Raw genomic sequence first — 21691 nt, 5'->3', positions numbered from 1 at the left:
GACTTAAGCTGCCGCGTTGTGCAGCCTGTTTTCGAAAGCAAGGTTCTTCGTCAGCGGTGCCAGGGTCTTGGCAGCGGCCAGAACAGCCAGGTCAGCCAGCGGCTCGCCCAGGATCACCAGCATGTAGGCAAAGCCGAAGGAACCGACGGAAACCATGTTCTCGGCGCCGAAGCCCTGGCCGTAGAATGCCCAGAACGCGACCCAGCCAACGATACCGGCCTGGAACGTGGTGGAAAGAGCCAGTGCCTGAACGTAGGAAACGTCAACATAGGCGGTCTTTTCCGGAATGATGCGGTTTGCCAGCAGGCTGACACCCCACAGCGGCACAAGCAGCGTGGTGACGTTGATGCCGTACTGCGGCAGGTCGAAAGGAGCAACCAGCGCCCCCTGAAGCAGAAGGCCTGCAGCAAGGCCGATTGCTGCCGGACCAGCGCCGAACATCAGGAACAGCGTGGAGCCCAGGATGAAGTGCACTTCGGAAACACCGACCGGGTAATGCGGCAGGATTTCAAAGAAGCAGAATACGGCAACCGTCGTGATGACGGAGCGAACGGCAAGGCTGAGAACGCCGCTTTTGCGGATCGTGTCGAGAGCCATTTTGCCCAGAAGGCCGAAGGAAGCAGCCGCGGTACCGTAGCTGAGTACGATTTTGGCACCGTCGACGATGCCCGGTTCGATATGCATGTCATTTCTCCTTTGCGCACCCTCCGTGCGCGAGCAGATGGTGTGAACCGGCCCCGATGGGACCGCTGGATGGCAGGTTTCCTGGCTCGCGAGTCTCTGCGCCGCCCGCCTTCCCGGATCGCTCCAGTGGCTTGTAGGGCTTTGCTCGTCGCATACAGTTGCGGGGGCAGCCACGGTATTGGTCCCTGTTGGGTACGCCTCACCGTGTTCCCATTTCATCCGCCCTTACGCTTGTTCGGGCGAAACCATCGCATCGTCTAGATTTGCAAGGATTGGCGATATTCTGCAAGCGAATTTTCGCCATATTCGGTCTGAATGCGACATTGCACCGAAATTTTGCCGCCTGAAGGCCGCCACCGAAATCAGCCGGATCAGCACCATCGACAAGCTTCAGATCTCGAAACACTTCTTCAGGAAATTGCGTCAGCCACCTGAAAAATCTGACCTTTGAAGCATCCAATCAAAGATAAAAATCAAAACCTTTGTTTATTAAACTTTTCTGTATTTAGGGTAATTGTGATTTTTACTTGCAGAAACCCTAACGAAAGATAACCTCACTCGCATACAAAGCACATCATGAGAGTTTGCAATGCCCTTTACCAAATTGGGAACGCTTATCGCTGGTGTCGTCTTTTTCCTTGGCTGCATTCAGCTGGCACTTCTGGCCGGCGTTACTCTGGGTGCAGTCACTGAACCAAGACCGGGTTTTTTCCTTGGCAATCTGACACGCGAACAGGCGCTCGACAGCGGACTATTGAAGATCATGGCCGCCGTCGCATTCGGCGTGATCACCGAGATCAGCCGTTCGGTTGAAAAGAAGTAGACCACAACCAAAGACTTGCCGCGGGCGGTGACCTGTGAAAGTCTTCGGCCATGTTGAAATCGATTCCCCTGACCGCTCTCGCGGTATCGCTTCTTGCTGCCACCGTCACTCCTGGCTGGGCGGCACCTGACAAGCTGTTCGGCGCTATCAACGAACGTCTTTCGTTCATGCAGTCGGTTGCAGCCTGGAAAGCGGATAACGACAAACCTGTCGAGGATCTGCCGAGGGAAAAGGTGGTGCTGGATGCAGCCCGCGAAAAGGCCGTCGAAAACGGCCTGTCGGCTGACAATGTCACCTTGTTTTTCCAGGCGCAGATCGATGCGGCCAAGGACATTCAAACCTGCTGGATCGAACGCTGGGAGAGCGGTGAAGCTCGTCCGCAGAACGTACCCGACCTGATCAAGGATGTCCGTCCGGAGCTGTTGCGCCTGGGCAACGAGATCCTGACGCTACTCGCAGAAAGCCCCGTCGAAGCCTCTGACCAGCAGGCCTTCACGGAGGCGCTGACCGTGGAATGCCTGTCCGACGGATCAAAAAACGCTCTGTTTGAAGGTCTGGTCGACGTACACGACTAGGCAAATACGGCCGTCAGGACATTCCTCATCGGAGTTCAGGAGGCTGCCTGCCTCCAGGGCTCGGCCGCATTCGCCTCTCCTTGCCGCTTCATGACCATTCGCGAGAACTCGCCGAACCGCACCGCCGGGCTCCACAAGTAGCCCTGGCCGAGCGTCCCGCCCCACAGATTGATGTAATCCATCTGCAACTGGGTCTCGACCCCTTCCGACACGGTGTTGAGATTGAGCTGTCTTGCCAGCATCAGGATCAGCTCGACGATGGTCCGTCGATCCTCGCAATTGGCAATGTCCATGATGAAGGACCGGTCGATCTTCAGCGTGTCGAACGGCATGCTTGCGAGACTGTGCAGCGAGGAATAGCCGGTGCCGAAGTCGTCGATTGCAAATTTGACGCCTTCTTTCTTGATCGGCAGGATCTGATCCAGAAGGTTCTGCGAATAGTCGACAAGGCTCGATTCCGTCACTTCCAGTTCCAGCTTCTCCGTCGAGAACCCGCTCTCGCCAATGATCCCGAGCATTCTGCCGGTAAATCCCTTCGCCTGCAGCTGCGCCGGCGCAACATTCACGGCGACAGATACATCGACATTCTGCCGGTGCAGCGATTTCATGTCGGAGAGCGCGGATGCCAGCACGAATTCCCCGATCGGAACGATCAGGCCGCATTCTTCTGCCACGGGAATGAACTTGTAGGGCGGCACGGACCCGAGTTCGGCATCGTTCCAGCGCAGCAGCGCTTCAGAACCGACAATCTTGCCGGACGAAATGTCGACCTTCGGCTGGTAGTGAACGGATAGCGTGCGGTCTCTCAGCGCGCTTTGCAGCCTGTGCCGGATCTGTTCGCGCTCGGTCATCCGTTCGCGAATGATATCGTTGTAGGCGATCGACTGAGCCCTGCCTGCCCCCTTTGCTTCATACATGGCCATGTTGGCGTTTCGCAGAACTTCCTCGGCCGTTGTACCGTGCTCCGGGTATCTCGCGATCCCCGCGCTGACGGTCAGCGAAAGGGAAAGCCGCCCAATTCTATAGGCCCCACCCAGCCGCTCGACCATCGTTCTGGACAACTTGGCAAGCGTCGGCAGATCATCGACGCCGGGTAACAGTACGACGAATTCGTCGCCGGAAAACCGGGCAACGCAGGGGGGTTTTGACGTCAGAGGCTTGGCCAGCTCGTCGACCAGTACAGCCAACCGGTTGCCAACCAGCCGCAACAGCTTGTCGCCTACGGCATGCCCGTGCATGTCGTTGATCAGTTTGAAGCGGTCCAGTCCGATGTAAAGAACGCTGCCTGTTTCCTTGGGGCGCAGGTCGATCAGCGTCATCGCGACATTGTCCAGCTTGGCCCTGTTGGGCAAACCGGTGATGCGATCGGTGTAGGCGAGTTCCTCGATCCGCAGAATGTTCTCGCGCAGCTTGACCATCATTCCGCGGAACGCGGTTTGCAGGTCACCCACCTCGCCCGGTGCATCAGTTTCCAGATTGCAGTCGAGGTAGCCGGCTGCGGCCTCATTGGCTGCCTGCGTCACGCGGCTGACACCTGCCGTCGCCCGGTACATGAGGGCAGCAATCACGGGTACGAAGGCAAGAAGAAGAACCGCCAGGATCAATACCACCTGAACAATCTTTTCCCTCAGAACGCCCGCAAGCTCGTGCTTCGAAATGCGCACCAGAACGGACCCCACCACTTCCCCGCTGCGGGAAACCGGCAGGATGTATTCGATCATGTCGGCGGTTTCCGAATACTGAGCCTTGCCCGACTGCGCTACATTCAGGGCGTCTTCGTTGAACTGCACGGCGCTCGAGGGTTCTGCGGAGGTGAAGTCGCTGGCAAACTCCTGACCGAAACGGCTATAGGCCTTGGCTGCGATGATGTATTTGTCACCCGCAATCGCATTCAAAAGCCGCTCGACTTCACCATAGTTCTTGTTGGCGATTTCGCGCGCCGCGATATTGGTGACAAACAGCGCCTTGTCGTGAGCAGTCCGAGCAAGGCGTTCCTCGATCTTGTCCGTCTGTGTCAGATAATCGATGCCGATCAGAACCAGCGAAAAAGCCAGCAATCCGAACACGCCATAAAGCGTTGCCCGCACAAAGACGCGCTTGAACAGCGCGTTTCCTCTTGATCGAACGGTTTCGAGCACGAAACAAGCCCCTTCGGTCCATTGCGTTGCCCGGGTCGAAGTGCGACCCGATACCAGAAGTGTTTCGGCACCCGCCTCAACAAATTCTGAACCTGAAAGAGGAAATACGGCCCTATTCTGGAACTATTGAACCCACGAGCATCTATTTCTTTCACGTCGGTCAAATTGCTCGTCAATTTTTCCTAATCACTACTAAATTCACGAGAAACCTTGCCCGCGTAGAATTACCAATCCGGACCGGCATCTACGGAAGATTTGAATCGATCACACGCTCAACTTGATCCGATTTCTGTACCGCTGGATGGGACTCACAACCAACGCCTCAAATCGCCGTGCGTCTGATCAGCTTCTGAAAATGCTGTTCTTGACATTGTTGGTTCGTGGGCAGTTTTTCAGGTTTGTTGTCCAAAGCGGCCCGCACGCGCCAGTGCTGTCCGCCAGCAGCAGCATTGAATCCACAATTCATCCAGAGCGGAATTTACAGGCAAGACCAACGGCAAGCACAGCCAGCCCGAAACACGAACTCGCCGGATAGAGCAACGCTGCAGCCGCGGCATCCCGGTACAGAGCCTCACTACGACCAGCCGCCAGAACCTGGAAGAAGATCTGGCCCTGCACCGCGATGCCAAGCGCCATGCCGATCTGCTGGAAGGCCTGGAGAACTCCGGACCCTGCTCCCGCATCCGGTCCGGAAACCCGCGACAGCACGAGCTGGAACAATGCCGGGATCACCGTTCCCGTTCCAAGTCCGACAATCAGGAATGGCAACACCAGCAGGCTTGCCGATGTCCCATTGGAAACGAGCAGGCGCACCGCCACCAGACCGCAGAAAACAGCCAGCATGGCAAGGCTGATCCTTGCCGCCTGATAGCGGGCTCCGAAGCGGCCTGTCATCGCGGACGCAAGGATGACGCCAACCGGATGTGGCGCCAGGATGAGCCCGGCTGTCATGGGCGATAATCCAAGGCCTGCCTGCAGGAAGAGCGCCATCATGAAGAACATGCCTGCAAGACCGGAAAAGAACAGCGCGACAAACGCGACGCCCGCAACAAACACGCGGTCCCCTGTCAGCAGCACCGGCAGAAGCTGCGCCTGGCCGAGGCGCGCCTTCTGAACCTGCAGCCGGTAGAACAGAACAGCCAGAACCGCGCTTAGCCCCATCAAGGCAAAACACCAGAACGGCCAGCCGAATTGCCTGCCTTCCACAAGCGGAAACACCAGCGACAGCACTGCAAGGGCGAAAAGAAACGTTCCGGACCAATCCGGCGTCACCCGGTTTTCGGTCTCAAGGTGCGGCAGAAAGCGAAGAGCGCCGGCCAGCGAGATCAGCCCGACAGGCAGATTGATCAGAAAGATCGGCCGCCAGCCCAGCCCGAAGACATCGGCCGCCACGATTGCCCCGCCCACCAGCGGCCCCGCCACGGCCCCAAGTGCGCTGACGGAGCCGAACAGGCCGATGGCCTTGCCTTTTTCCTCTGCCGGAAAGATCACGTGAACAATGGCAAGTACCTGCGGCACCATCATTGCCGCGCAGAGCCCCTGCAGGCCGCGGGCGGTAATCAGGGTGCCTATATCAGGCGCCAGACCGCATGCCAGGGAACTGGCGGTAAACCCGGCGACACCCCAGCGGAAGACCCGCCCCCTGCCGACCACGTCTCCAAACCGGCCGAAAGGCAGCAAACCGGCGGCAAAGGCCAGTACATAAACAACCAGCACCCATTCCAGCTGGGTGTCCGTGGCGCCAAGCCCCCGGCGGATGGACGGCAGCGCCAGATTGACCACCGACACATCGAGAATATTCATGAACATGGCAAGGTAGAGCGCGGCCAGCGCCGCCCAGCGATTGCGCCTCTCCCTGGTCGCACCGTCAAACAAAAGTGACATTCAGAACTCCTGGCAAGGCGTGAACTCGATTTTGTTACTTATAAAGTTACAAAATCACGCACGTCAATCTCATGTGCCTTGATTTGTCACGTAACCGAATCCGGCATAAGGTTTTCCAAACGGAGATTTCCATGCGAACCGACAGCCGATTGCCGCGCGTGCTTCACGTGCTCCTGCATCTGGACCAGACAGAAGCCCCTGTGACGTCCGATCAGATCGGGAAGATGCTCAACACCAACCCTTCCCTGGTCCGGCGCACCATGGCGGGGCTGCGGGAAGCGGGTTTCGTCGGGGCCACCAAGGGTCATGGCGGCGGCTGGGTGCTGGCCAAGAGCCTGGACAGCATCTCTCTGGCAGAGGTCTATGCCGCCCTCGGCTCACCACAGCTTTTTGCCGTCGGTCAATCCGCCGACGCCCCCACCTGCCTTTTGGAACAGGCCGCCAACCGGGCAACTTCAGCCGCGCTGGAGGCGGCACGCAAAACGTTCCAGGTAAAGCTTGGGCAAGTGACGGTGGCCGATCTGGTACGGCCGCATGCGCAGGAAATCCGGGAGCATCAGGAAAAACTTTAGGTCCGAAATTTAGCCGCAAACCTTGGGCAATCTTCGGAACACCTATGAAGACTTCCATTCAAGAACCTTCTTCGAGGCATGGTCCGGAGCAAACTGAACAGCCCCCTTGCTTCGCGACGCAACATTGTATACAAGCGCACACAATAGAAATCAGGTACAACTCGCACCATTCAGATTTCCGTTTCGCCTTCCCATTTTCCAGACCCGCGAGGCAATGCGTCCCATGGCAAAGATCAAAGTCGACAATCCGGTCGTCGAGCTCGACGGCGACGAGATGACCCGGATCATCTGGGCCTTTATCAAGGACAAGCTGATCCACCCCTATCTCGACATCGACCTGCTCTACTTCGATCTGTCGATCCAGAAACGCGACGAGACCGACGACCAGATCACGGTCGATGCGGCCAACGCCATCAAGGAACATGGCGTCGGTGTCAAATGCGCCACCATTACACCGGATGAAGCGCGGGTTGAGGAATTCGGCCTGAAGCGCATGTACCGTTCGCCCAACGGCACGATCCGCAACATCCTTGGCGGCGTTATCTTCCGTGAGCCGATCATCATGCAGAACGTGCCGCGCCTGGTGCCGGGCTGGACCCAGCCGATCATCGTCGGCCGCCATGCCTTTGGCGACCAGTATCGCGCCACCGACTTCCGCTTTCCCGGCAAGGGCAAGCTGACCATCACCTTCACCGGTGAAGACGGACAGGTGATCGAACACGAAGTCTATGGCGCGCCGTCCGCCGGCGTCGCCATGGCGATGTACAATCTCGACGACTCAATCCGCGATTTTGCCCGCGCTTCGCTGAACTACGCGCTCAACAGAAAAGTGCCCTGTTACCTCTCCACCAAGAACACGATCCTGAAAGCTTATGACGGCCGCTTCAAGGACCTGTTCCAGGAGATCTACGAGGCCGAATTCAAGGACAAGTATGCGGAAGCCGGCATCTGGTACGAACACCGGCTGATCGACGACATGGTCGCCTCCGCTCTGAAATGGTCCGGCGGGTACGTCTGGGCCTGCAAGAACTACGACGGTGACGTCCAGTCAGACACGGTTGCCCAGGGGTTCGGCTCGCTCGGCCTGATGACGTCCGTTCTGATGACACCGGACGGCAAGACGGTGGAAGCGGAAGCCGCCCACGGCACGGTCACACGCCACTATCGCCAGCACCAGAAGGGCGAGAGCACATCGACCAACTCGATTGCCTCGATCTTCGCCTGGACCCGCGGGCTCGCGCACAGGGCCAAGCTCGACGACAACCAGGAGCTTGCCCGTTTCGCCCAGACGCTGGAAAAGGTCTGCATCGACACGGTGGAAGCCGGCCACATGACGAAGGACCTTGCCCTGCTCGTCGGCCCGGATCAGGCCTGGCTCACCACTACCGGCTTCCTGGACAAGATCGACGAGAACCTGGCCAAGGCCATGGCCGCACACTAAGGCATTGCCTGTGAAGGCCGAAGGAGCGACACCGCGGACATTGTCCGCGGTGTTTTGCCTTTCGGCCCAACAACAACCTGCCGATTGTCCCTCTTCCCGGCCCGCGCTAGGCTCACCCGGCTGGTAGCCAGAGGAGAGGACGGTGTTGACGATCCGCGAATTGAAGACGCCTCTGATCGGCCCCCTGGACCTTGCCTTGCAAGCGGGCGAAGCCGTTGCGATTTCAGGACCCTCCGGCGCAGGCAAATCCCTGTTTCTCAGAGCAATTGCCGATCTCGATGAAAGCACCGGCCATGTTGCCCTGGATGGCACGGTGCGCGACGCCATGCCGGCTCCTGAATGGCGCCGAAAGGTGGCTTACGTGCCTGCCGAAAGCGGCTGGTGGGCGGACCGTGTTCAGGATCATTTCGCCGAAACTTCCGACCTTCCCAACCTGCTGCGCGAGGTTGGTCTTGCCGATGCGCTCCCCTGGGAGGTCTCCCGGCTTTCCACCGGTGAGCGCCAACGCCTTGCCCTTGTGCGCGCTCTCCAGACAGCACCGCAGGTTCTTCTGCTGGATGAACCCACCTCCGCGTTGGACCCGCCTTCCGTTGACCTGGTCGAAACTCTCCTGAAACACCAGCTTGCTGCCAATCGCGCCCTTCTGATCGTCACGCACGACCCCGGCCAGCCCGAACGGCTCGGGGCACGACGGCTTGTCATGGAAAAAGGCCAGCTGACGGCAGGTGCTGGCCAGGGGGCGCCCGCGTGACCGGTTATCTCGCCCTCACCTATTGGGACCTCGTGGCCGCCTCGGTGTTCCTGCTGTTGAACGCGGTTTTTTCGATCGTGCTTGATCTCGGCCTCACCCGCACGCTCATCATTTCGGCCTTGAGAATGAGCGTGCAGCTGATCCTGGTCGGGCTTGTCCTAAAGGCAATCTTCTTTGCCGGATCCCTGTTGTGGACACTGCTGGCTGCTGCCGTGATGCTGGCTTTCGCAGGGCGCGAAATCTGGGCGCGGCAGGACCGTCGCCTTGCTGGCCTCTGGGGCCCGGGGCTCGGCGTCGCCGTCATGCTGGTCGCAGGCACGCTCGTCACGATCTACGCCCTGGCAGGGCTCATCCGCCCCGACCCGGTCTGGATGCCGCAATATGCACTGCCGCTTTTCGGCATGGTGCTCGGCAACACAATGACCGGGGTCAGCCTCGGCCTTGATACGCTTCACACGTCGCTTGCCCGCGGGCGACGCGACGTGGAAGCCCAGTTGCTCTTGGGCTGCACCCGCTGGGAAGCGACACGCCCCTTCTCCCGTCAGGCACTGCGGTCAGGATTCACGCCGATCATCAACGCCATGGCGGCAACAGGCGTCGTGTCATTGCCCGGAATGATGACAGGGCAGATCCTGTCCGGGGTCGATCCGCGTGAAGCAGTCAAATACCAGCTCATGATCATGTTTCTGCTTGGCGGCGCTACCGGCCTCGGTGTCCTTGGCGCTACCTTCGCCAGCGTGTGGCGCCTGACCGACAACCGTGACAGGCTGCGTCTCGACCGTTTGAACGGAGGGTCTCGATGATTGAACTTTATGGTGCGGACTATTCGGTCTATGTGCGCTCGGCCCGAATGGCACTTATCGAAAAGGGGATCGCCTACGAGCTTGTCCCGATCGATGTGTTTGCCCCGGGTGGACCGCCGGAAAGCTATCTTGAGCTGCAGCCTTTCGGCAAGATCCCCACACTGAAGCATGGCGACTTCACCCTGTTCGAAACAGCGGCCATCCTGCGCTACATCGATGAAGCCTTCGACGGCCCTCCGCTTCAGCCAGCCTCTCCACAACCGCGGGCGCGCATGGCTCAGCTTCTCTCCATCCTCGACAATTACGCCTACAAGACCCTCGTCTGGGACATCTTCGTCGAACGGGTGTCAAAGCCCTCTGGCGGCGCCCCCGCGGATGAAGTCAAGATCGCCTCGGCGCTCGGCCGGGCAAGAACGATCGTCGAAACACTGGAAGCGCTTGTGACGGAAGGTCCATTCCTGATGGGCGATCAACTCACCCTCGCCGACTGCCATGCGGTCCCGATGCTTGCTCTCTTCGAGCTGTCAGAAGAAGGCCGGTTGCTTCTGCGTTCGGCGCCGAAGCTGTCCTCATGGCTGCAGATGTTCAAGGAACGCGACAGTTTCAGAAAAACCGAACCGTCTGGTTGAGTGCGATTAGGCGTCAGGCCTTTATCTTTTCCGCAGGTCAGAACCACTGCAAACATGTTAGTCTTTTGCCGTTCCACGACGCCCGTTGCTCCATTTACATTCAGGCAGGCACAACATTGAATCATTTTATGAAGAAGGGGATTTTTAGATGAAGTTTCAAAAGCTTGTAATTGTTTTCTTGAGCAGCCTTTTGCTGATGTGTGCCGGTTTGGCAGCATCGGCACAAACAGTCCACGAGCCCTCCCGCGGCACTGCCGAGCGCAAGGACATACTCGATGCGATGCGTCCGATGATGGAAGCAAGGGTGGGGCCCCCGGTCGAGTTCGTGGTCAACTGGATGCGTTCCGGCCATGGCTGGGCTTTCGTCCAGGTTTCGCCGCAGCGCCCAGGTGGTGGCGTCATTGACCTGTCCCGCACGACGTTCGCCTCGCAGGCGGAGTATATGGATGGCCTCGTCACCTTCGCCTTGTTGCGTTACCAGTTTAACCGATGGAACCTGGTCGACTTTGTCGTCGGCCCGACAGATGTCTTCTGGCAGGGCGATCCGCTCTACGCCCAGGTACCCCGTGGCCTGACACCCTACTGAGCGCCCTTTCGACAGGCCTACTTTGCCGGATCCTTCTGCGTTCCGGCAACTTCCTCCATCATGTCATCTTCAGAGTCGGCTTCGTCCTTGGAATCGTCCCCCTGGAAAAGCTCCGGCTCCTGGTCGGTGTTCTCTGAAGATGCAAACACGCCCGACTGCTGAAGTTCCTCTTCCGCCAGCTCGCCCAGCACACGTTTTCCCGCCGCAACACGGTCTCGCGCTTCATCCATGATCTTCTTGGCCAGCCCTTCATCCCTGTCCATCAGGTGTTTGAGGGCTTCCGCTTCCAGCACCAGAAGCTGGCAATCCTTGTAAGCGACCACTTTCGCGGTTCTGGGTGTCTGATTGATCAGTGCCAATTCGCCAAAGAAACTGCCTTCTCCCAGATAGACCGTGTCGTGCTGCAGCCGGATTTCGACTTCTCCGTCGGCGATGAAATACATCTTGTCCGCAACATCGCCCTGCTCGGCAATCGTACCGCCCTTGCGCACGCGAAGCGACTGCAGCAACTTCGCAACTTCGGCAATCTCCGTCGCCTTCAGGTCTTCGAACAAGGGCACGCGCGCCACCATCGACCAGGTGACGACAAAATCCCGGCTATGGATTTCCCGGGCAAAGGCCGAAGCAATGATGCCGACCGGCAAGGCTATCAGCCCGTAGCCCATCAGCATGACGATACCCCCAACCGTCTTGCCGAGATTGGTGACCGGCACGACATCGCCATAGCCGACGGTCGTCACAGTGGTAATCGCCCAATAGATGCCGTGCAGAATGCTGCGGAACTTTTCCGGCTGGTCGTCATGCTCGATCAGATACATCAAGGTGGCAGCCATCAGGATGACCCCGAAGATGATCATGCTCGATCCGAGCAGAGCCCTGCGCTCGTTGCCGACGGCGGAAATCAACGAACGCAACGCCGGTGAATACCGGGCCAGCTTCAGGAAGCGCAGCAGCCTCAGGATGACGACCATCGTGACCGCCTGATTGGGCAGGAACAACACGAACAAAAGCGGCAGGGCCCCGATCAGATCAATGATCGCATCTGGCTGGATCGCATAACGCAGCCTGGAAAACACCGGCCCGTAACGGCGCAGCGGCGGATGGAGATCGGCCACGTAAAGACGCATGACGTATTCGGCCAGAAAGACAAGTCCGCTGCCCAACTGGATCAGACGCAGATGCGTGCTCAGGATGTCTCGGATTTCCGGCACGGTTTCCAACACCGCAAGCGCGATGTTGATCAGGATGAGGACGATCAGGAAGTTCCGCAGCAAGCGCGCGCCGATGCGGCGTTTGCCCGTGTCCTCAAGCACCTCATAGAGCGCCCGTTTGAATTCGTGGCCGGACACCGAGCCCCCCGTTTCTGATTTTGCTCGCGTTTTCATGAATAGCCGAAAGACAGGCTACGACAAAGCTCTCCACGCGGACAGCCCTCACCGCGCCGCACGAAGCTGTGCATAGGGGTGAGCGGAACGTGATTGGGCAATTTTGTCGCAGGCCCCATCTCCATGGATAGCCAACCGAACTGAAGGAGGACACCATGACCATAGACACCGACAAGGTTCGCGCCGCAGAAACCACGCCTCACCACATCGTGCTGAAAATGTTGCTGGTCTCGACGTTCTTCGCAGCAGCCGCGCTGGCAGTGACTGCTTTGCTGAACTGAACCAACCGGCAGGCCACCAGAGGCAGCCCTGACCAGGTCACCTCAAACGACGCCCCCCTCCAACGTGACCCCGGCCAAGCACAGCGCGAGCCGGGACCGGGGAACGACAAGCCTTGCAGGACCTCAAGAGGCGATACCGAGAGCAATAGAGCTCCCCGATCCTGGATCTTCGCTTCACTGCGTCCGGGATGACCAAAGAGGGGCATGTTTGAACTTGGTAGCGAGGAAAAGACCTGATGCCTTCAGGCGAGCGGGAAAAGCGCCAGTAGGGCCGCCTTCCCCACAAAACAACCAATATCCCCTCCGTCGTCATCCCGGCCAAGCGAAGCGCGAGCCGGGACCGGGGAGCGACAAGCCTTGCAGGACCTCAAGAGGCCATGCCGAGAGCGATAGGGCTCTCCGTCCCCGGATCTTCGCTTTGCTGTGTCCGGGATGACCAAGGAGGGGCTTGTGTAATTTCGCCCCGGGAAGTGCCCGAGCATCTTAAACGAACAAGGGCGGCCCTGATGGGACCGCCCTTTTCAATTTTGATTGTCCGAAGGACCATCAGAGCCCCGTGAGGTGTGCCTCGATTGCGGCAACGGCTGTGTCGGCCTTGGACCCATCCGGTCCACCGGCCTGTGCCATATCAGGCCGACCGCCACCACCGCGGCCGCCGAGCGCTTCCGAACCGATCCGCACCAGATCCACGGCGCTGACCTTGTCGGTCAGATCCTGCGTGACGGCAGTCACGATGGCGGCCTTGTCGTCTTCGGCAACGCTGATCAGAACGACCACGCCAGACCCGAGCTGGGTCTTGGCCTCGTCGGCCATGCCTTTCAGATCCTTCGGGTTGATCCCCTCGACGATACGCGCCATCAGCTTGAACGCGCCGGCGTCCTTCACCGGCGCGCCGCCTTCCGCTCCACCGCCCATGGCGAGCTTCTTCTTGGCATCCGCCAGTTCGCGCTCCAGCTTCTTGCGATCTTCAACCAGCTGAGCCACGCGAGCCGGAACATCGTCAGCGCTGATCTTCAGCAGGCTGGCCAGTTCGCGCATGCGCTTGTCCTGGGCATCCAGATATTCACGGGCTTCTGCGCCAGTCAGCGCCTCGATACGGCGAACGCCGGCAGCAACCGCACCTTCGGAAACCAGTGTCACCAGACCGATGTCGCCGGTACGCTTCACATGTGTACCGCCGCACAGTTCAAGCGAATAAGGCTTGCCCTGCTTGGGGCCATGGAGAGCGGTCCCCATGGAAACGACGCGAACCTCGTCCCCGTATTTCTCGCCGAACAGAGCCATGGCGCCAGCTTCGATAGCATCATCGACTGCCATCAGGCGTGTATCGACAGGCGCGTTCTGCAGCACGATCTCGTTGGCAAAGCCCTCGACCGTTGCCAGCTCCTCATCGCTCACCGGCTTGGGATGCGAGAAGTCGAACCGCAGGCGCTCCGGCGTTACCAGCGAACCCTTCTGAGCGACGTGATTGCCAAGGACCTCGCGCAAGGCCTCATGCACAAGGTGCGTAGCCGAGTGGTTGGACCGGATCGACTTGCGGCGGGAATGGTCGACCTTCAGTTCCAGGGCAAGGCCCGGAACCAGCTCGCCTTCTTCCACGGTGACCGAATGAACGAAGAGCCCTTCGGCCTTCTTCTGCGTATTGGTCACGGCAACCTTGACGCCATTGGCCAGCATCCAGCCGGTGTCGCCCACCTGGCCGCCGCTTTCGCCGTAAAACGGCGTCTGGTTGAGAACCACGAAACCGCTTTCACCTGCAGACAGCTTGGCAACTTCCTTGTCTTCAGCTGCAAGACCGGCAACGACACCTTCGGCCGTCTCGGTCTCATAGCCGAGGAAGTCCGTGGCGCCGTGCTTTTCCTTCAGTGCGAACCAGACTGCCTCCGTCGCTGCGCTGCCAGACCCGGACCAGGCCGCACGGGCTTCCGCTTTCTGGCGCTCCATTGCAGCATCGAAGCCATCCGTATCAACCGAAATGTCGCGCGTTCTGAGCGCGTCCTGGGTCAGGTCCAGCGGAAAGCCGTAGGTGTCATAAAGCTTGAACGCGGTTTCCCCGTCCAGACGACCGCCGGCCTCAAGGCCTTCGGTTGCGGTGTCCAGCAGGCCGAGACCACGCTCCAGCGTCTTGCGGAAACGCGTTTCTTCCAGCTTCAGCGTTTCTGTGATCAGATCTTCAGCGCGGCTCAGCTCCGGATAGGCACGGCCCATTTCACGCACCAGCGCCGGAACCAGCTTGTGCATCAGCGGTTCGCTCGCACCCAGAAGATGGGCGTGGCGCATGCCGCGGCGCATGATCCGGCGCAGCACATAGCCGCGACCCTCGTTGGACGGAAGCACGCCATCGGCAATCAGGAAGCTCGTGGAGCGCAGATGGTCGGCAATCACGCGGTGGCTGCCGGTGGCGTCGCCTTCCGCTTCAACACCCGTTGCGTTGACGGACGCCGCGATCAGTGCCTTGAAGAGGTCGATGTCGTAGTTGTTGTGGACGCCCTGCATGACAGCGGCGATCCGTTCGATGCCCATGCCGGTGTCGATGGACGGACGTGGCAGGTCGAGACGCTTTTCCGGCGTCTGTTCGTACTGCATGAAGACGAGGTTCCAGATCTCGATGAACCGGTCGCCATCTTCTTCCGCAGAGCCCGGAGGGCCGCCCCAGATGTGGTCGCCATGGTCGTAGAAGATTTCGGAACACGGGCCGCACGGACCGGTATCGCCCATGGACCAGAAATTGTCCGACGTCGCGATACGGATGATCCGGTCTTCGCTGAGACCTGCGATCTTCTTCCAAAGATCGAACGCCTGATCGTCTTCGGCAAAGACGGTTACCAGCAGCTTGTCCTTCGGCAGGCCGAATTCCTTGTTGACGAGGTTCCAGGCCAGTTCGATCGCCTGGTCCTTGAAATAATCACCAAAGGAGAAGTTGCCCAGCATCTCGAAGAAGGTGTGGTGGCGCGCGGTGTAACCGACGTTATCCAGATCGTTATGCTTGCCGCCGGCGCGAACGCATTTCTGTGCCGTGACCGCACGGGAATAGTCGCGCTTTTCCAGGCCGGTGAACACGTTCTTGAACTGGTTCATGCCCGCGTTCGCAAACATCAGGGTCGGATCGTTACGCGGCACCAGCGGCCCGGACTCGACCACTTCGTGGCCGTTTGTCTTGAAATAGTCCAGAAAGGCAGAGCGGATTTCATTTACGCCGGTCATTCGGATCTCGCATCGGTCACAGCCCCGCATATGAGGGCCTGTTGAAAATCTTGAAGGCGCTGGATCCGGGTCTCCGATCCGCGCCGGAACAGCCTTTTAACTTTCACCTCCAACCCTGTCCAGCGGTTGCACGGACCCGACCCAAAGGAAAGCTACCGGGAAACAGGCGATTTCCGGAATGAAGGCTGCCGTCATGCGCAGGACAATCGCTCCGACAGGATCTGACCTCTTCCGATTTCGCTCCGTTGCGGGTCCCGAAAAGCAAAAGGCCCCCTTCCGGAGTGCGGAAGGAGGCCCTTGGAAGACCGGACAAACGTCCGGAGCTCTTGTAAGCGCTAACCGGAAGCTGAGGATCAGTCCTCGGCTTCTTCCGATGCAGCGTCCGGATCAATGATCGCATCGGCGATCAGGCCGGCGTTCTGGCGGATCGCAAGTTCGATTTCATCGGCAATTTCCGGATTGTCCTTCAGAAACTGCTTGGCGTTTTCCCGGCCCTGGCCAAGACGCTGGCTGTTGTAGGAGAACCAGGCACCCGACTTTTCAACGATGTTGCCCTTGACGCCGAGGTCAATGAGTTCGCCGGTCTTGGAGACACCTTCACCATAGACGATGTCGAATTCCACCTGACGGAAAGGAGGCGCAAGCTTGTTCTTGACGACTTTCACGCGGGTCTGGTTGCCGACCACTTCGTCCCGGTCCTTGATCGCACCGATACGGCGGATATCCAAACGGACGGAGGCATAGAACTTGAGCGCGTTACCGCCGGTCGTGGTTTCCGGAGAACCAAACATCACGCCGATCTTCATGCGGATCTGGTTGATGAAGATCACCATGCACTTCGACTTGGAAATCGAAGCAGTCAGCTTGCGAAGAGCCTGGCTCATCAGACGGGCCTGCATGCCCGGCAGGCTGTCGCCCATCTCGCCTTCGAGTTCTGCCTTCGGCGTCAGCGCGGCGACCGAGTCGATGACCAGAACATCGATGGCGCCGGACCGCACCAGCGTGTCGGCAATTTCAAGTGCCTGTTCACCAGCGTCCGGCTGGGAGATCAGCAGATTGTCGATATCGACGCCAAGCTTGCGTGCATAGATCGGATCCAGCGCGTGCTCCGCATCGACAAAGGCGCAGATACCACCGGTCTTCTGGGCTTCGGCAACCGCATGCAGGGCAAGCGTGGTTTTACCCGAAGACTCAGGCCCGTAGATCTCGACGATACGGCCGCGCGGCAGACCGCCGATCCCAAGCGCGATATCAAGTCCGAGCGACCCGGTCGAGACGGCTTGCACCTCAACCACCTGGCCCTGCCCCATCTTCATGATGGAACCTTTGCCGAAGGCGCGTTCGATTTGGCTGAGCGCTGCGTCCAGCGCTTTTGTCTTATCCATCTGGCTGCTTTCTACGAGACGAAGTGTACTTTGCGACATGGCTTACGCTCCTTATTCCACGATGGACGCGCCGTTTCAATGAGAGCCTTTGTACACATTTTGTTCTCATTTGACAAGTCGGCAAAACCGATTGGTATTAAAATGAAAATGGCTGTTTGTTTCCAATATGTTCTCACTTATCGATTTTAGAACTTACCTAGCGTAATCTATTGATTGGAACATCCCGTGATTCCTGTAGCGCGCAACTTCGTTTGGCGATTCGCGCAACTTCACTTGGCAACCAACTTTTCGGAATTGACCTCTTCAATTAGCCTGCTTAGCTCTAGTAAGCCCCAATCCTTGAAAACGAGTTTGTCGACGTTCGAAAGTTCCGGAAGTAGGTCTGCAAAAGCCTTGGCCACATTTCCTGCTTTTGCCAGCCCCTGCATTTGTCGATCGATAGGAGATGGATCGGTGGTTTCTCTCCACTGAGATAAAATCGCATTGCAATGGTTCAATGAGACTAGGAACCCCCGCACTCCCTCCTCCCGTCGAACTCCCACCATGTTTTTCGGTGTCAATAAAACTGCAGCTTCGAATAGCGTCTGGCTTAGCGAAGATACGAGATATTCAAAGTCTTCGTGTGCCCTAGCCTGGCGTTCACTCTGCTGGTTTTCCTCCATCAACTTCGTTTGTGTGCCAAACAACTCTGCACTGCGTCGTGCTTCCTCCGCCTGGGCGCGTGTCGCGTCTTTGGCTTCGATTGCGACCTCTCTGGTCAACTCCATTTCTTTGCGAGTTAGCCGTAACTCCTCTTTTTGTGCTGAAAGTTCCTTTGATTGGATCACAACGGCATAGGCCAACCATGCAAAAGCAAGCGGTGCAAAAAAGCCCGCCAAGAAGTCACCCAGTTCGTTTGCGGTTAGGCAAGATATTACCGCTTTTTGAACATCAGAATCGCACTCGGATGAACTCAACCAGAGGACGCCAACGCCTAATGCGACCCAAGCTGCTGATCCAAGGAACATCCAATTTATGGTCGATGAACGCCCGAGTTTTTCGTTTTTAGATGTCATAAGTGATCCACCTCAGATGCAACGGGATCTGCATGACCCAACAACTGCAAACTGCACCTCTAACAAATTTTTCTTAAGCTGTGAGTCCGACGTCCGGTCCCGATTTAGAAACTATATCGAAAACAAACTCCATATCTGCGTCACTAAGTCGAACCACTTCGTACCAATCGACATTAATTCCAGTCGCAACATTGCTGGGTAGTACTTCTGGCCATTGAGACGCCAGTTTTTTTCCTAGGATGGGGTTTTGATGCTTCAGCAAGTTTACCAATGTGCAAATCTTACGAAGTTCAGGTTGAACTTGAATGTTCATAAGAGATGCGGCTTTTACTAGTTCGTTGTAGCTTTTGATAGTGGCCTTTTCACCAGCCTTAAAGCGAGACTGCATTTGAATGGAAGCTTCCCAAGCATGGAAGACTGCAATCGCAAAACTATTCCGAAGACCGTGGAGCGCGTCGTTGATCGCATCTATGTCGAGTTCCAAGACTTGCTCTTGCGACCAAAGGAGGTATCCGTCCTCATCGCGTTCTTCGATAGGCGGAGAACCATTTGTTACACCGAGTTTGTAGTCCTCTAGCTGACGCACCTTGGCACCAAGTGAAATCGTCAGTTCTTTGGCCGCTACGCGATAGCTTTCGTAAAGCGCTTTCATGCGTTTCACGAAGGTGAAACCGATCACATTGAAACTCAATGGTGCCATTGAATTGACTTCCGTTTTTGCTCTGGTGTCGGACAACGTAAGCGAAATGCTATTATCATGAAAACTTCACACCACCTTTGAAAGCCTCTGACTAGCAATGTCGTAATAAGCTGCTTCCCTCTCGCAACCGATAAAACGGCGGCCAGCGCGAAGGGCTGCAACACCGGTTGTACCAGAACCTGTGAAGGGATCGAGCACGGTGCCAAGTGGGCACACCTGGACGAGTGCATCCATCAAAGGCAGCGGTTTACCCGTGGTATGAAGTTTGGGGCCTGCTGCCATTACGCCGCAACGGATGACCCCTGGATAGGTGGGACCATCCTTATCGTGCCAAGCCCCTTTAGATCCCCACAGGATGAACTCAGCCTGCTGGCGAAACCGTCCTTTGGCCGGACGGCAGGCTTCCGTCTTGTCCCAGGGAACACACCCCCGGTAGGTGAACCCGGCTGCCTGGACTGCATCGATCATGACCGAAAGCTGCCGCCAATCAGTGAAGACGATGAACGGTGAGCCGGGCTTGAGAACGCGGTAGGCTTCAGTGAGCCAAAGGGTTGACCAGAGCATGTAGGAATGCTGGTCGCGGTTTTCGCCTGAAAACTCCGGATACTTTTTGGGGTCATTCACGTACTTGCTGTTGGCACTGTCCGCCGTTCGGCTGCCGGCATGCAATCCGCCAGAGCTGTACGGCGGATCGGTAACGAGGGCGTCATATTGTTCGGCTGACTGATCATGCAGCCAAGTCAGGGCGTCTTGTTGGAAGAGTTGCCAGGACATGTTTTCTCCGGAATATGGCGCTCTGGGCGTTCGGAGAAGGGCTCTAGGGGCCTCAGGTTATTCAACGTCCCACATCGGGGACATTTAATTTCTACAGGGCCAACAATCGCTCGCTCGGCCGACTTCATCAAGAGTTTGCGGCAAGAGCCGCAGCGGATTTCATTCATCGTGAGTGACAACCTTATGGCGACTCATCCATAAAACCCGAGCATCGCGCGATGCACCGGGCGCGGTGGTTGTCTTAGGCTACCGGGCGGGCTGAAGATTGGCGTTGGAGGCCCGCCGTCCGGACCTTGGTCCGGACCGTCCATCAGGGAGGCAAAACGGCCGGAAAGACGATCAGCGGCTTGTGTCCGTGAAAACGGGGAAAACCAAAATGAAAAGCCTCAGAGTTTATTGGCGTTTCTTTAGAAAAAACCACATTTCGCAAAAGTGGAACCGCGTTCTTCACTACGCTGATGTTGCATCCGAATTGGGTGAGCGAGACTGGAAAAAAATTACGCTGCTCATGATAGCAATAGCTGTCTCTGGATACATGCTTGCTTTTCTCTACGTCTTTGTCTTCGGAGGAGAAGATTTTGATAAGCGCGCAAGAGCTGCGACTCCCTTCCTTGTCGGCCTTGCGGCCGCAGCGACCTTCTTTTCTGTTCTGTGGCGGGGTGTAATCACCGCTAGACAGGTTGAAGAAGCGAAGCGGGCCAATGATAGCAAAGATGAAATTGAGCTTGGACTTCTGCTTGAGAAGGCAAACGAGCTCCTGCAAAAACCAGAAGAGCGTAATAAGACCATGGCGATTGCCATGCTTGAAACTGTTGCCACCGCAGCCAACGATAAGTATTCCACCTATGCGCTTCAGCTGATATCCGATGAGGTCGTTGCCTCCCAGATGGGGGTGTATTCTGAGAGTCAAGCTATACGTGCCGACAGCATCAGAAGAAGCAATCAGATCCGAAAAATATTCCGAAAATGTGCGGAACATTCCCCCCCTCGGATTCTCACAGATACAATTCTGTTCACCTTCTCTGAACCCAGTCTTGGCACCAATCCATTCTCGGAGAAACCGAGCTTTGTTCCAATAAGTGAAATACCAAATCAGTTCATTAGAGGCGCGAGTATTAAATTCTCTGACGAAGCGATCGATACAATGAACAAAGCCGGAAATCGATGGCACTTCGCTAACTGTGTCTTCGACAACATGAGCTCGGATCTGAGTGGCCTTAGGAACTCGCATGCAATCGAAGCAATGGACGGCCGTTTTGTAAATTGTGAGTTTAAAAGCTATAAAATTAGACCGGCAGTTAGCCTCGCAGGTCTTCTCGGTTGGGTACTTTCGGCTCCACAAAAATGCATATTTCGATCTTGTGATTTCTCGTCTGCTGGACTTTCGACTGTTTTTTTTAAATCTAACTCTTTCAGCGGATGTACTTACGATCCCGCACGCCCACCTGAATTGTTGGATGAAACCGAAAAAACATTCGAAGAATTTGCACAACAAAACGACATTGACGTCAAACCATCCGGACAAACAACTTTTGGCGGTTTGTTCGGACCTCTGACCGATACTGAAGGGAAAACCGACTAGCTTAAATAACGTTAAGTAGACTTTTGAAACGAACTCGCGCGTCACTCTTTCGTCTCCACTTCCACCATCGTTGTCCAACCGCCCCCCTCCGGATCAATCGTATGAGTGACCACGGTTGAAACCCATTTGATGCTTTCGATCGCAGCTCCGAAGCCAGTCAAGGTGACCGAAGCGCCGGCAACGGCAAACGGGTTGCCGCGCATCTCGAAAGACCCGGAGCCGGTCCATCGGCTTAAGGCAGACGCCACCGCGCCGGCCGTTTTCTTGGCTTCAGTCTCAGTCGGTGTAAGATGCTTGGGCGCATATGCGCCGCCTTTCTTCCCGATGCTCTGCGTTTCCTGTTTCAGGTGTCCCTTTTTCGGATCGTACCAGGTTGTTGCCGCCCCCCGCTTAATCTGCTAGCCCGCGCTTTCAACGGTTGCCAGTACCGGCGCATCGA

General features: G+C 57.4%; 21 protein-coding genes and 1 riboswitch. Of the genes, 10 read left to right on the top strand and 11 right to left on the bottom strand.

All coding sequences use genetic code 11. The features are described 5' to 3' along the window. Positions 1–3: 3 nt before the first annotated feature. Positions 4–684: an energy-coupling factor ABC transporter permease gene (locus FIV03_RS16710; RefSeq protein WP_152510349.1), complete on the bottom strand. Its 681-nt coding sequence runs from the start codon at positions 682–684 to the stop codon at positions 4–6. Positions 685–737: 53 nt separating this feature from the next. Further along, positions 738–949: riboswitch (cobalamin riboswitch) on the bottom strand. A gap of 324 nt (positions 950–1273) precedes the next feature. Between FIV03_RS16710 and FIV03_RS16705 the strand changes: the two genes are divergently transcribed. Continuing rightward, the gene (locus FIV03_RS16705; RefSeq protein WP_023000821.1) at positions 1274–1507 is read left to right on the top strand and encodes a hypothetical protein; all 234 of its coding nucleotides are present in this window, start codon (positions 1274–1276) and stop codon (positions 1505–1507) included. A gap of 50 nt (positions 1508–1557) precedes the next feature. Next, the gene (aroQ, locus tag FIV03_RS16700) at positions 1558–2082 is read left to right on the top strand and encodes a gamma subclass chorismate mutase AroQ (RefSeq protein ID WP_152510348.1); all 525 of its coding nucleotides are present in this window, start codon (positions 1558–1560) and stop codon (positions 2080–2082) included. A gap of 35 nt (positions 2083–2117) precedes the next feature. On the opposite strand, the gene FIV03_RS16695 is transcribed toward aroQ, so the two are convergent. Together FIV03_RS16695 and FIV03_RS16690 are read right to left on the bottom strand one after the other, a co-directional pair. Beyond that, complete coding sequence (locus tag FIV03_RS16695) at positions 2118–4220, bottom strand: EAL domain-containing protein (RefSeq protein ID WP_152510347.1); 2103 nt, start codon at positions 4218–4220, stop codon at positions 2118–2120. A 462-nt stretch (positions 4221–4682) separates the two neighbouring features. Then, complete coding sequence (locus tag FIV03_RS16690; protein ID WP_152510346.1) at positions 4683–6104, bottom strand: MFS transporter; 1422 nt, start codon at positions 6102–6104, stop codon at positions 4683–4685. Between the two features lie 131 nt (positions 6105–6235). On the opposite strand from FIV03_RS16690, the gene FIV03_RS16685 reads away from it, so the two are divergent. The 6 genes from FIV03_RS16685 to FIV03_RS16660 all read left to right on the top strand — a co-directional run bounded on the left by FIV03_RS16685 (position 6236) and on the right by FIV03_RS16660 (position 10886). Beyond that, entirely contained in the window at positions 6236–6676 is a 441-nt protein-coding gene (locus FIV03_RS16685) for an Rrf2 family transcriptional regulator (protein WP_152510345.1), read from the top strand. 223 nt (positions 6677–6899) lie between these two features. Further along, positions 6900–8117: an NADP-dependent isocitrate dehydrogenase gene (locus tag FIV03_RS16680; RefSeq protein ID WP_152510344.1), complete on the top strand. Its 1218-nt coding sequence runs from the start codon at positions 6900–6902 to the stop codon at positions 8115–8117. 142 nt (positions 8118–8259) lie between these two features. Further along, entirely contained in the window at positions 8260–8868 is a 609-nt protein-coding gene (locus FIV03_RS16675; protein ID WP_152510343.1) for an ABC transporter ATP-binding protein, read from the top strand. Next, complete coding sequence (locus tag FIV03_RS16670; RefSeq protein WP_152510342.1) at positions 8865–9671, top strand: ABC transporter permease; 807 nt, start codon at positions 8865–8867, stop codon at positions 9669–9671. The genes FIV03_RS16675 and FIV03_RS16670 overlap by 4 nt, the downstream gene beginning before the upstream one ends. After that, positions 9668–10300 carry a glutathione S-transferase family protein gene (locus FIV03_RS16665; protein WP_152510341.1) on the top strand — a complete coding sequence of 211 codons (633 nt, stop codon included), beginning with the start codon at positions 9668–9670 and terminating at the stop codon, positions 10298–10300. The genes FIV03_RS16670 and FIV03_RS16665 overlap by 4 nt, the downstream gene beginning before the upstream one ends. A gap of 148 nt (positions 10301–10448) precedes the next feature. Beyond that, positions 10449–10886 (top strand): hypothetical protein, encoded by a 438-nt coding sequence (locus FIV03_RS16660; protein WP_152510340.1) that lies wholly within the window; start codon positions 10449–10451, stop codon positions 10884–10886. Positions 10887–10903: 17 nt separating this feature from the next. Here FIV03_RS16660 and FIV03_RS16655 read toward each other — a convergent pair whose 3' ends face one another. Beyond that, on the bottom strand, positions 10904–12235 hold the full coding sequence (locus tag FIV03_RS16655) for a cyclic nucleotide-gated ion channel (protein WP_209009684.1): 1332 nt from the start codon (positions 12233–12235) through the stop codon (positions 10904–10906). 191 nt (positions 12236–12426) lie between these two features. Between FIV03_RS16655 and FIV03_RS31885 the strand changes: the two genes are divergently transcribed. Further along, complete coding sequence (locus FIV03_RS31885) at positions 12427–12552, top strand: hypothetical protein (RefSeq protein WP_023000808.1); 126 nt, start codon at positions 12427–12429, stop codon at positions 12550–12552. 546 nt (positions 12553–13098) lie between these two features. Here FIV03_RS31885 and alaS read toward each other — a convergent pair. The 6 genes from alaS to FIV03_RS32050 form a co-directional block, all read right to left on the bottom strand. Continuing rightward, positions 13099–15756, bottom strand: a complete 2658-nt coding sequence (alaS, locus tag FIV03_RS16650; protein WP_152510338.1) for an alanine--tRNA ligase — start codon at positions 15754–15756, stop codon at positions 13099–13101. 353 nt (positions 15757–16109) lie between these two features. After that, positions 16110–17180 (bottom strand): recombinase RecA, encoded by a 1071-nt coding sequence (gene recA, locus FIV03_RS16645; protein WP_031269221.1) that lies wholly within the window; start codon positions 17178–17180, stop codon positions 16110–16112. Between the two features lie 230 nt (positions 17181–17410). Next, the gene (locus FIV03_RS16640; protein WP_152510337.1) at positions 17411–18196 is read right to left on the bottom strand and encodes a hypothetical protein; all 786 of its coding nucleotides are present in this window, start codon (positions 18194–18196) and stop codon (positions 17411–17413) included. Positions 18197–18269: 73 nt separating this feature from the next. Further along, positions 18270–18896 (bottom strand): hypothetical protein, encoded by a 627-nt coding sequence (locus FIV03_RS16635; protein ID WP_152510336.1) that lies wholly within the window; start codon positions 18894–18896, stop codon positions 18270–18272. A 66-nt stretch (positions 18897–18962) separates the two neighbouring features. Further along, on the bottom strand, positions 18963–19670 hold the full coding sequence (locus FIV03_RS16630; RefSeq protein ID WP_152510335.1) for a site-specific DNA-methyltransferase: 708 nt from the start codon (positions 19668–19670) through the stop codon (positions 18963–18965). Next, the gene (locus tag FIV03_RS32050) at positions 19637–19798 is read right to left on the bottom strand and encodes a Com family DNA-binding transcriptional regulator (protein WP_353622189.1); all 162 of its coding nucleotides are present in this window, start codon (positions 19796–19798) and stop codon (positions 19637–19639) included. Before FIV03_RS32050 ends, FIV03_RS16630 begins: the two co-directional genes overlap by 34 nt. A gap of 248 nt (positions 19799–20046) precedes the next feature. Here FIV03_RS32050 and FIV03_RS16620 point away from each other — a divergent pair, with 248 nt between their 5' ends. Beyond that, positions 20047–21252 carry a hypothetical protein gene (locus FIV03_RS16620; RefSeq protein ID WP_152510333.1) on the top strand — a complete coding sequence of 402 codons (1206 nt, stop codon included), beginning with the start codon at positions 20047–20049 and terminating at the stop codon, positions 21250–21252. 41 nt (positions 21253–21293) lie between these two features. Here the strand turns inward: FIV03_RS16620 and FIV03_RS16615 are convergent, their stop codons facing one another. Beyond that, on the bottom strand, positions 21294–21500 hold the full coding sequence (locus FIV03_RS16615) for a hypothetical protein (protein ID WP_152510332.1): 207 nt from the start codon (positions 21498–21500) through the stop codon (positions 21294–21296). Positions 21501–21691 lie beyond the last annotated feature (191 nt).

Source organism: Labrenzia sp. THAF187b (assembly GCF_009363375.1).
Lineage (GTDB): Bacteria > Pseudomonadota > Alphaproteobacteria > Rhizobiales > Stappiaceae > Roseibium > Roseibium algicola.
The sequence above is the reverse complement of the archived record's forward strand: the minus strand, read 5'-3'. Positions and strand labels throughout refer to the sequence as shown.

Excerpts from the sequence above, each read along its gene's own strand:
- FIV03_RS16710 (WP_152510349.1), bottom strand. The coding sequence starts at position 684 with ATGCATATCGAACCGGGCATCGTCGACGGTGCCAAAATCGTACTCAGC.
- FIV03_RS16705 (WP_023000821.1), top strand. The coding sequence starts at position 1,274 with ATGCCCTTTACCAAATTGGGAACGCTTATCGCTGGTGTCGTCTTTTTC.
- aroQ (WP_152510348.1), top strand. The coding sequence starts at position 1,558 with ATGTTGAAATCGATTCCCCTGACCGCTCTCGCGGTATCGCTTCTTGCT.
- FIV03_RS16690 (WP_152510346.1), bottom strand. The coding sequence starts at position 6,104 with ATGTCACTTTTGTTTGACGGTGCGACCAGGGAGAGGCGCAATCGCTGG.
- FIV03_RS16685 (WP_152510345.1), top strand. The coding sequence starts at position 6,236 with ATGCGAACCGACAGCCGATTGCCGCGCGTGCTTCACGTGCTCCTGCAT.
- FIV03_RS16680 (WP_152510344.1), top strand. The coding sequence starts at position 6,900 with ATGGCAAAGATCAAAGTCGACAATCCGGTCGTCGAGCTCGACGGCGAC.
- FIV03_RS16665 (WP_152510341.1), top strand. The coding sequence starts at position 9,668 with ATGATTGAACTTTATGGTGCGGACTATTCGGTCTATGTGCGCTCGGCC.
- FIV03_RS16660 (WP_152510340.1), top strand. The coding sequence starts at position 10,449 with ATGAAGTTTCAAAAGCTTGTAATTGTTTTCTTGAGCAGCCTTTTGCTG.
- FIV03_RS31885 (WP_023000808.1), top strand. The coding sequence starts at position 12,427 with ATGACCATAGACACCGACAAGGTTCGCGCCGCAGAAACCACGCCTCAC.
- alaS (WP_152510338.1), bottom strand. The coding sequence starts at position 15,756 with ATGACCGGCGTAAATGAAATCCGCTCTGCCTTTCTGGACTATTTCAAG.
- recA (WP_031269221.1), bottom strand. The coding sequence starts at position 17,180 with ATGTCGCAAAGTACACTTCGTCTCGTAGAAAGCAGCCAGATGGATAAG.
- FIV03_RS16640 (WP_152510337.1), bottom strand. The coding sequence starts at position 18,196 with ATGACATCTAAAAACGAAAAACTCGGGCGTTCATCGACCATAAATTGG.
- FIV03_RS16635 (WP_152510336.1), bottom strand. The coding sequence starts at position 18,896 with ATGGCACCATTGAGTTTCAATGTGATCGGTTTCACCTTCGTGAAACGC.
- FIV03_RS16630 (WP_152510335.1), bottom strand. The coding sequence starts at position 19,670 with ATGTCCTGGCAACTCTTCCAACAAGACGCCCTGACTTGGCTGCATGAT.
- FIV03_RS32050 (WP_353622189.1), bottom strand. The coding sequence starts at position 19,798 with ATGAAGTCGGCCGAGCGAGCGATTGTTGGCCCTGTAGAAATTAAATGT.
- FIV03_RS16620 (WP_152510333.1), top strand. The coding sequence starts at position 20,047 with ATGAAAAGCCTCAGAGTTTATTGGCGTTTCTTTAGAAAAAACCACATT.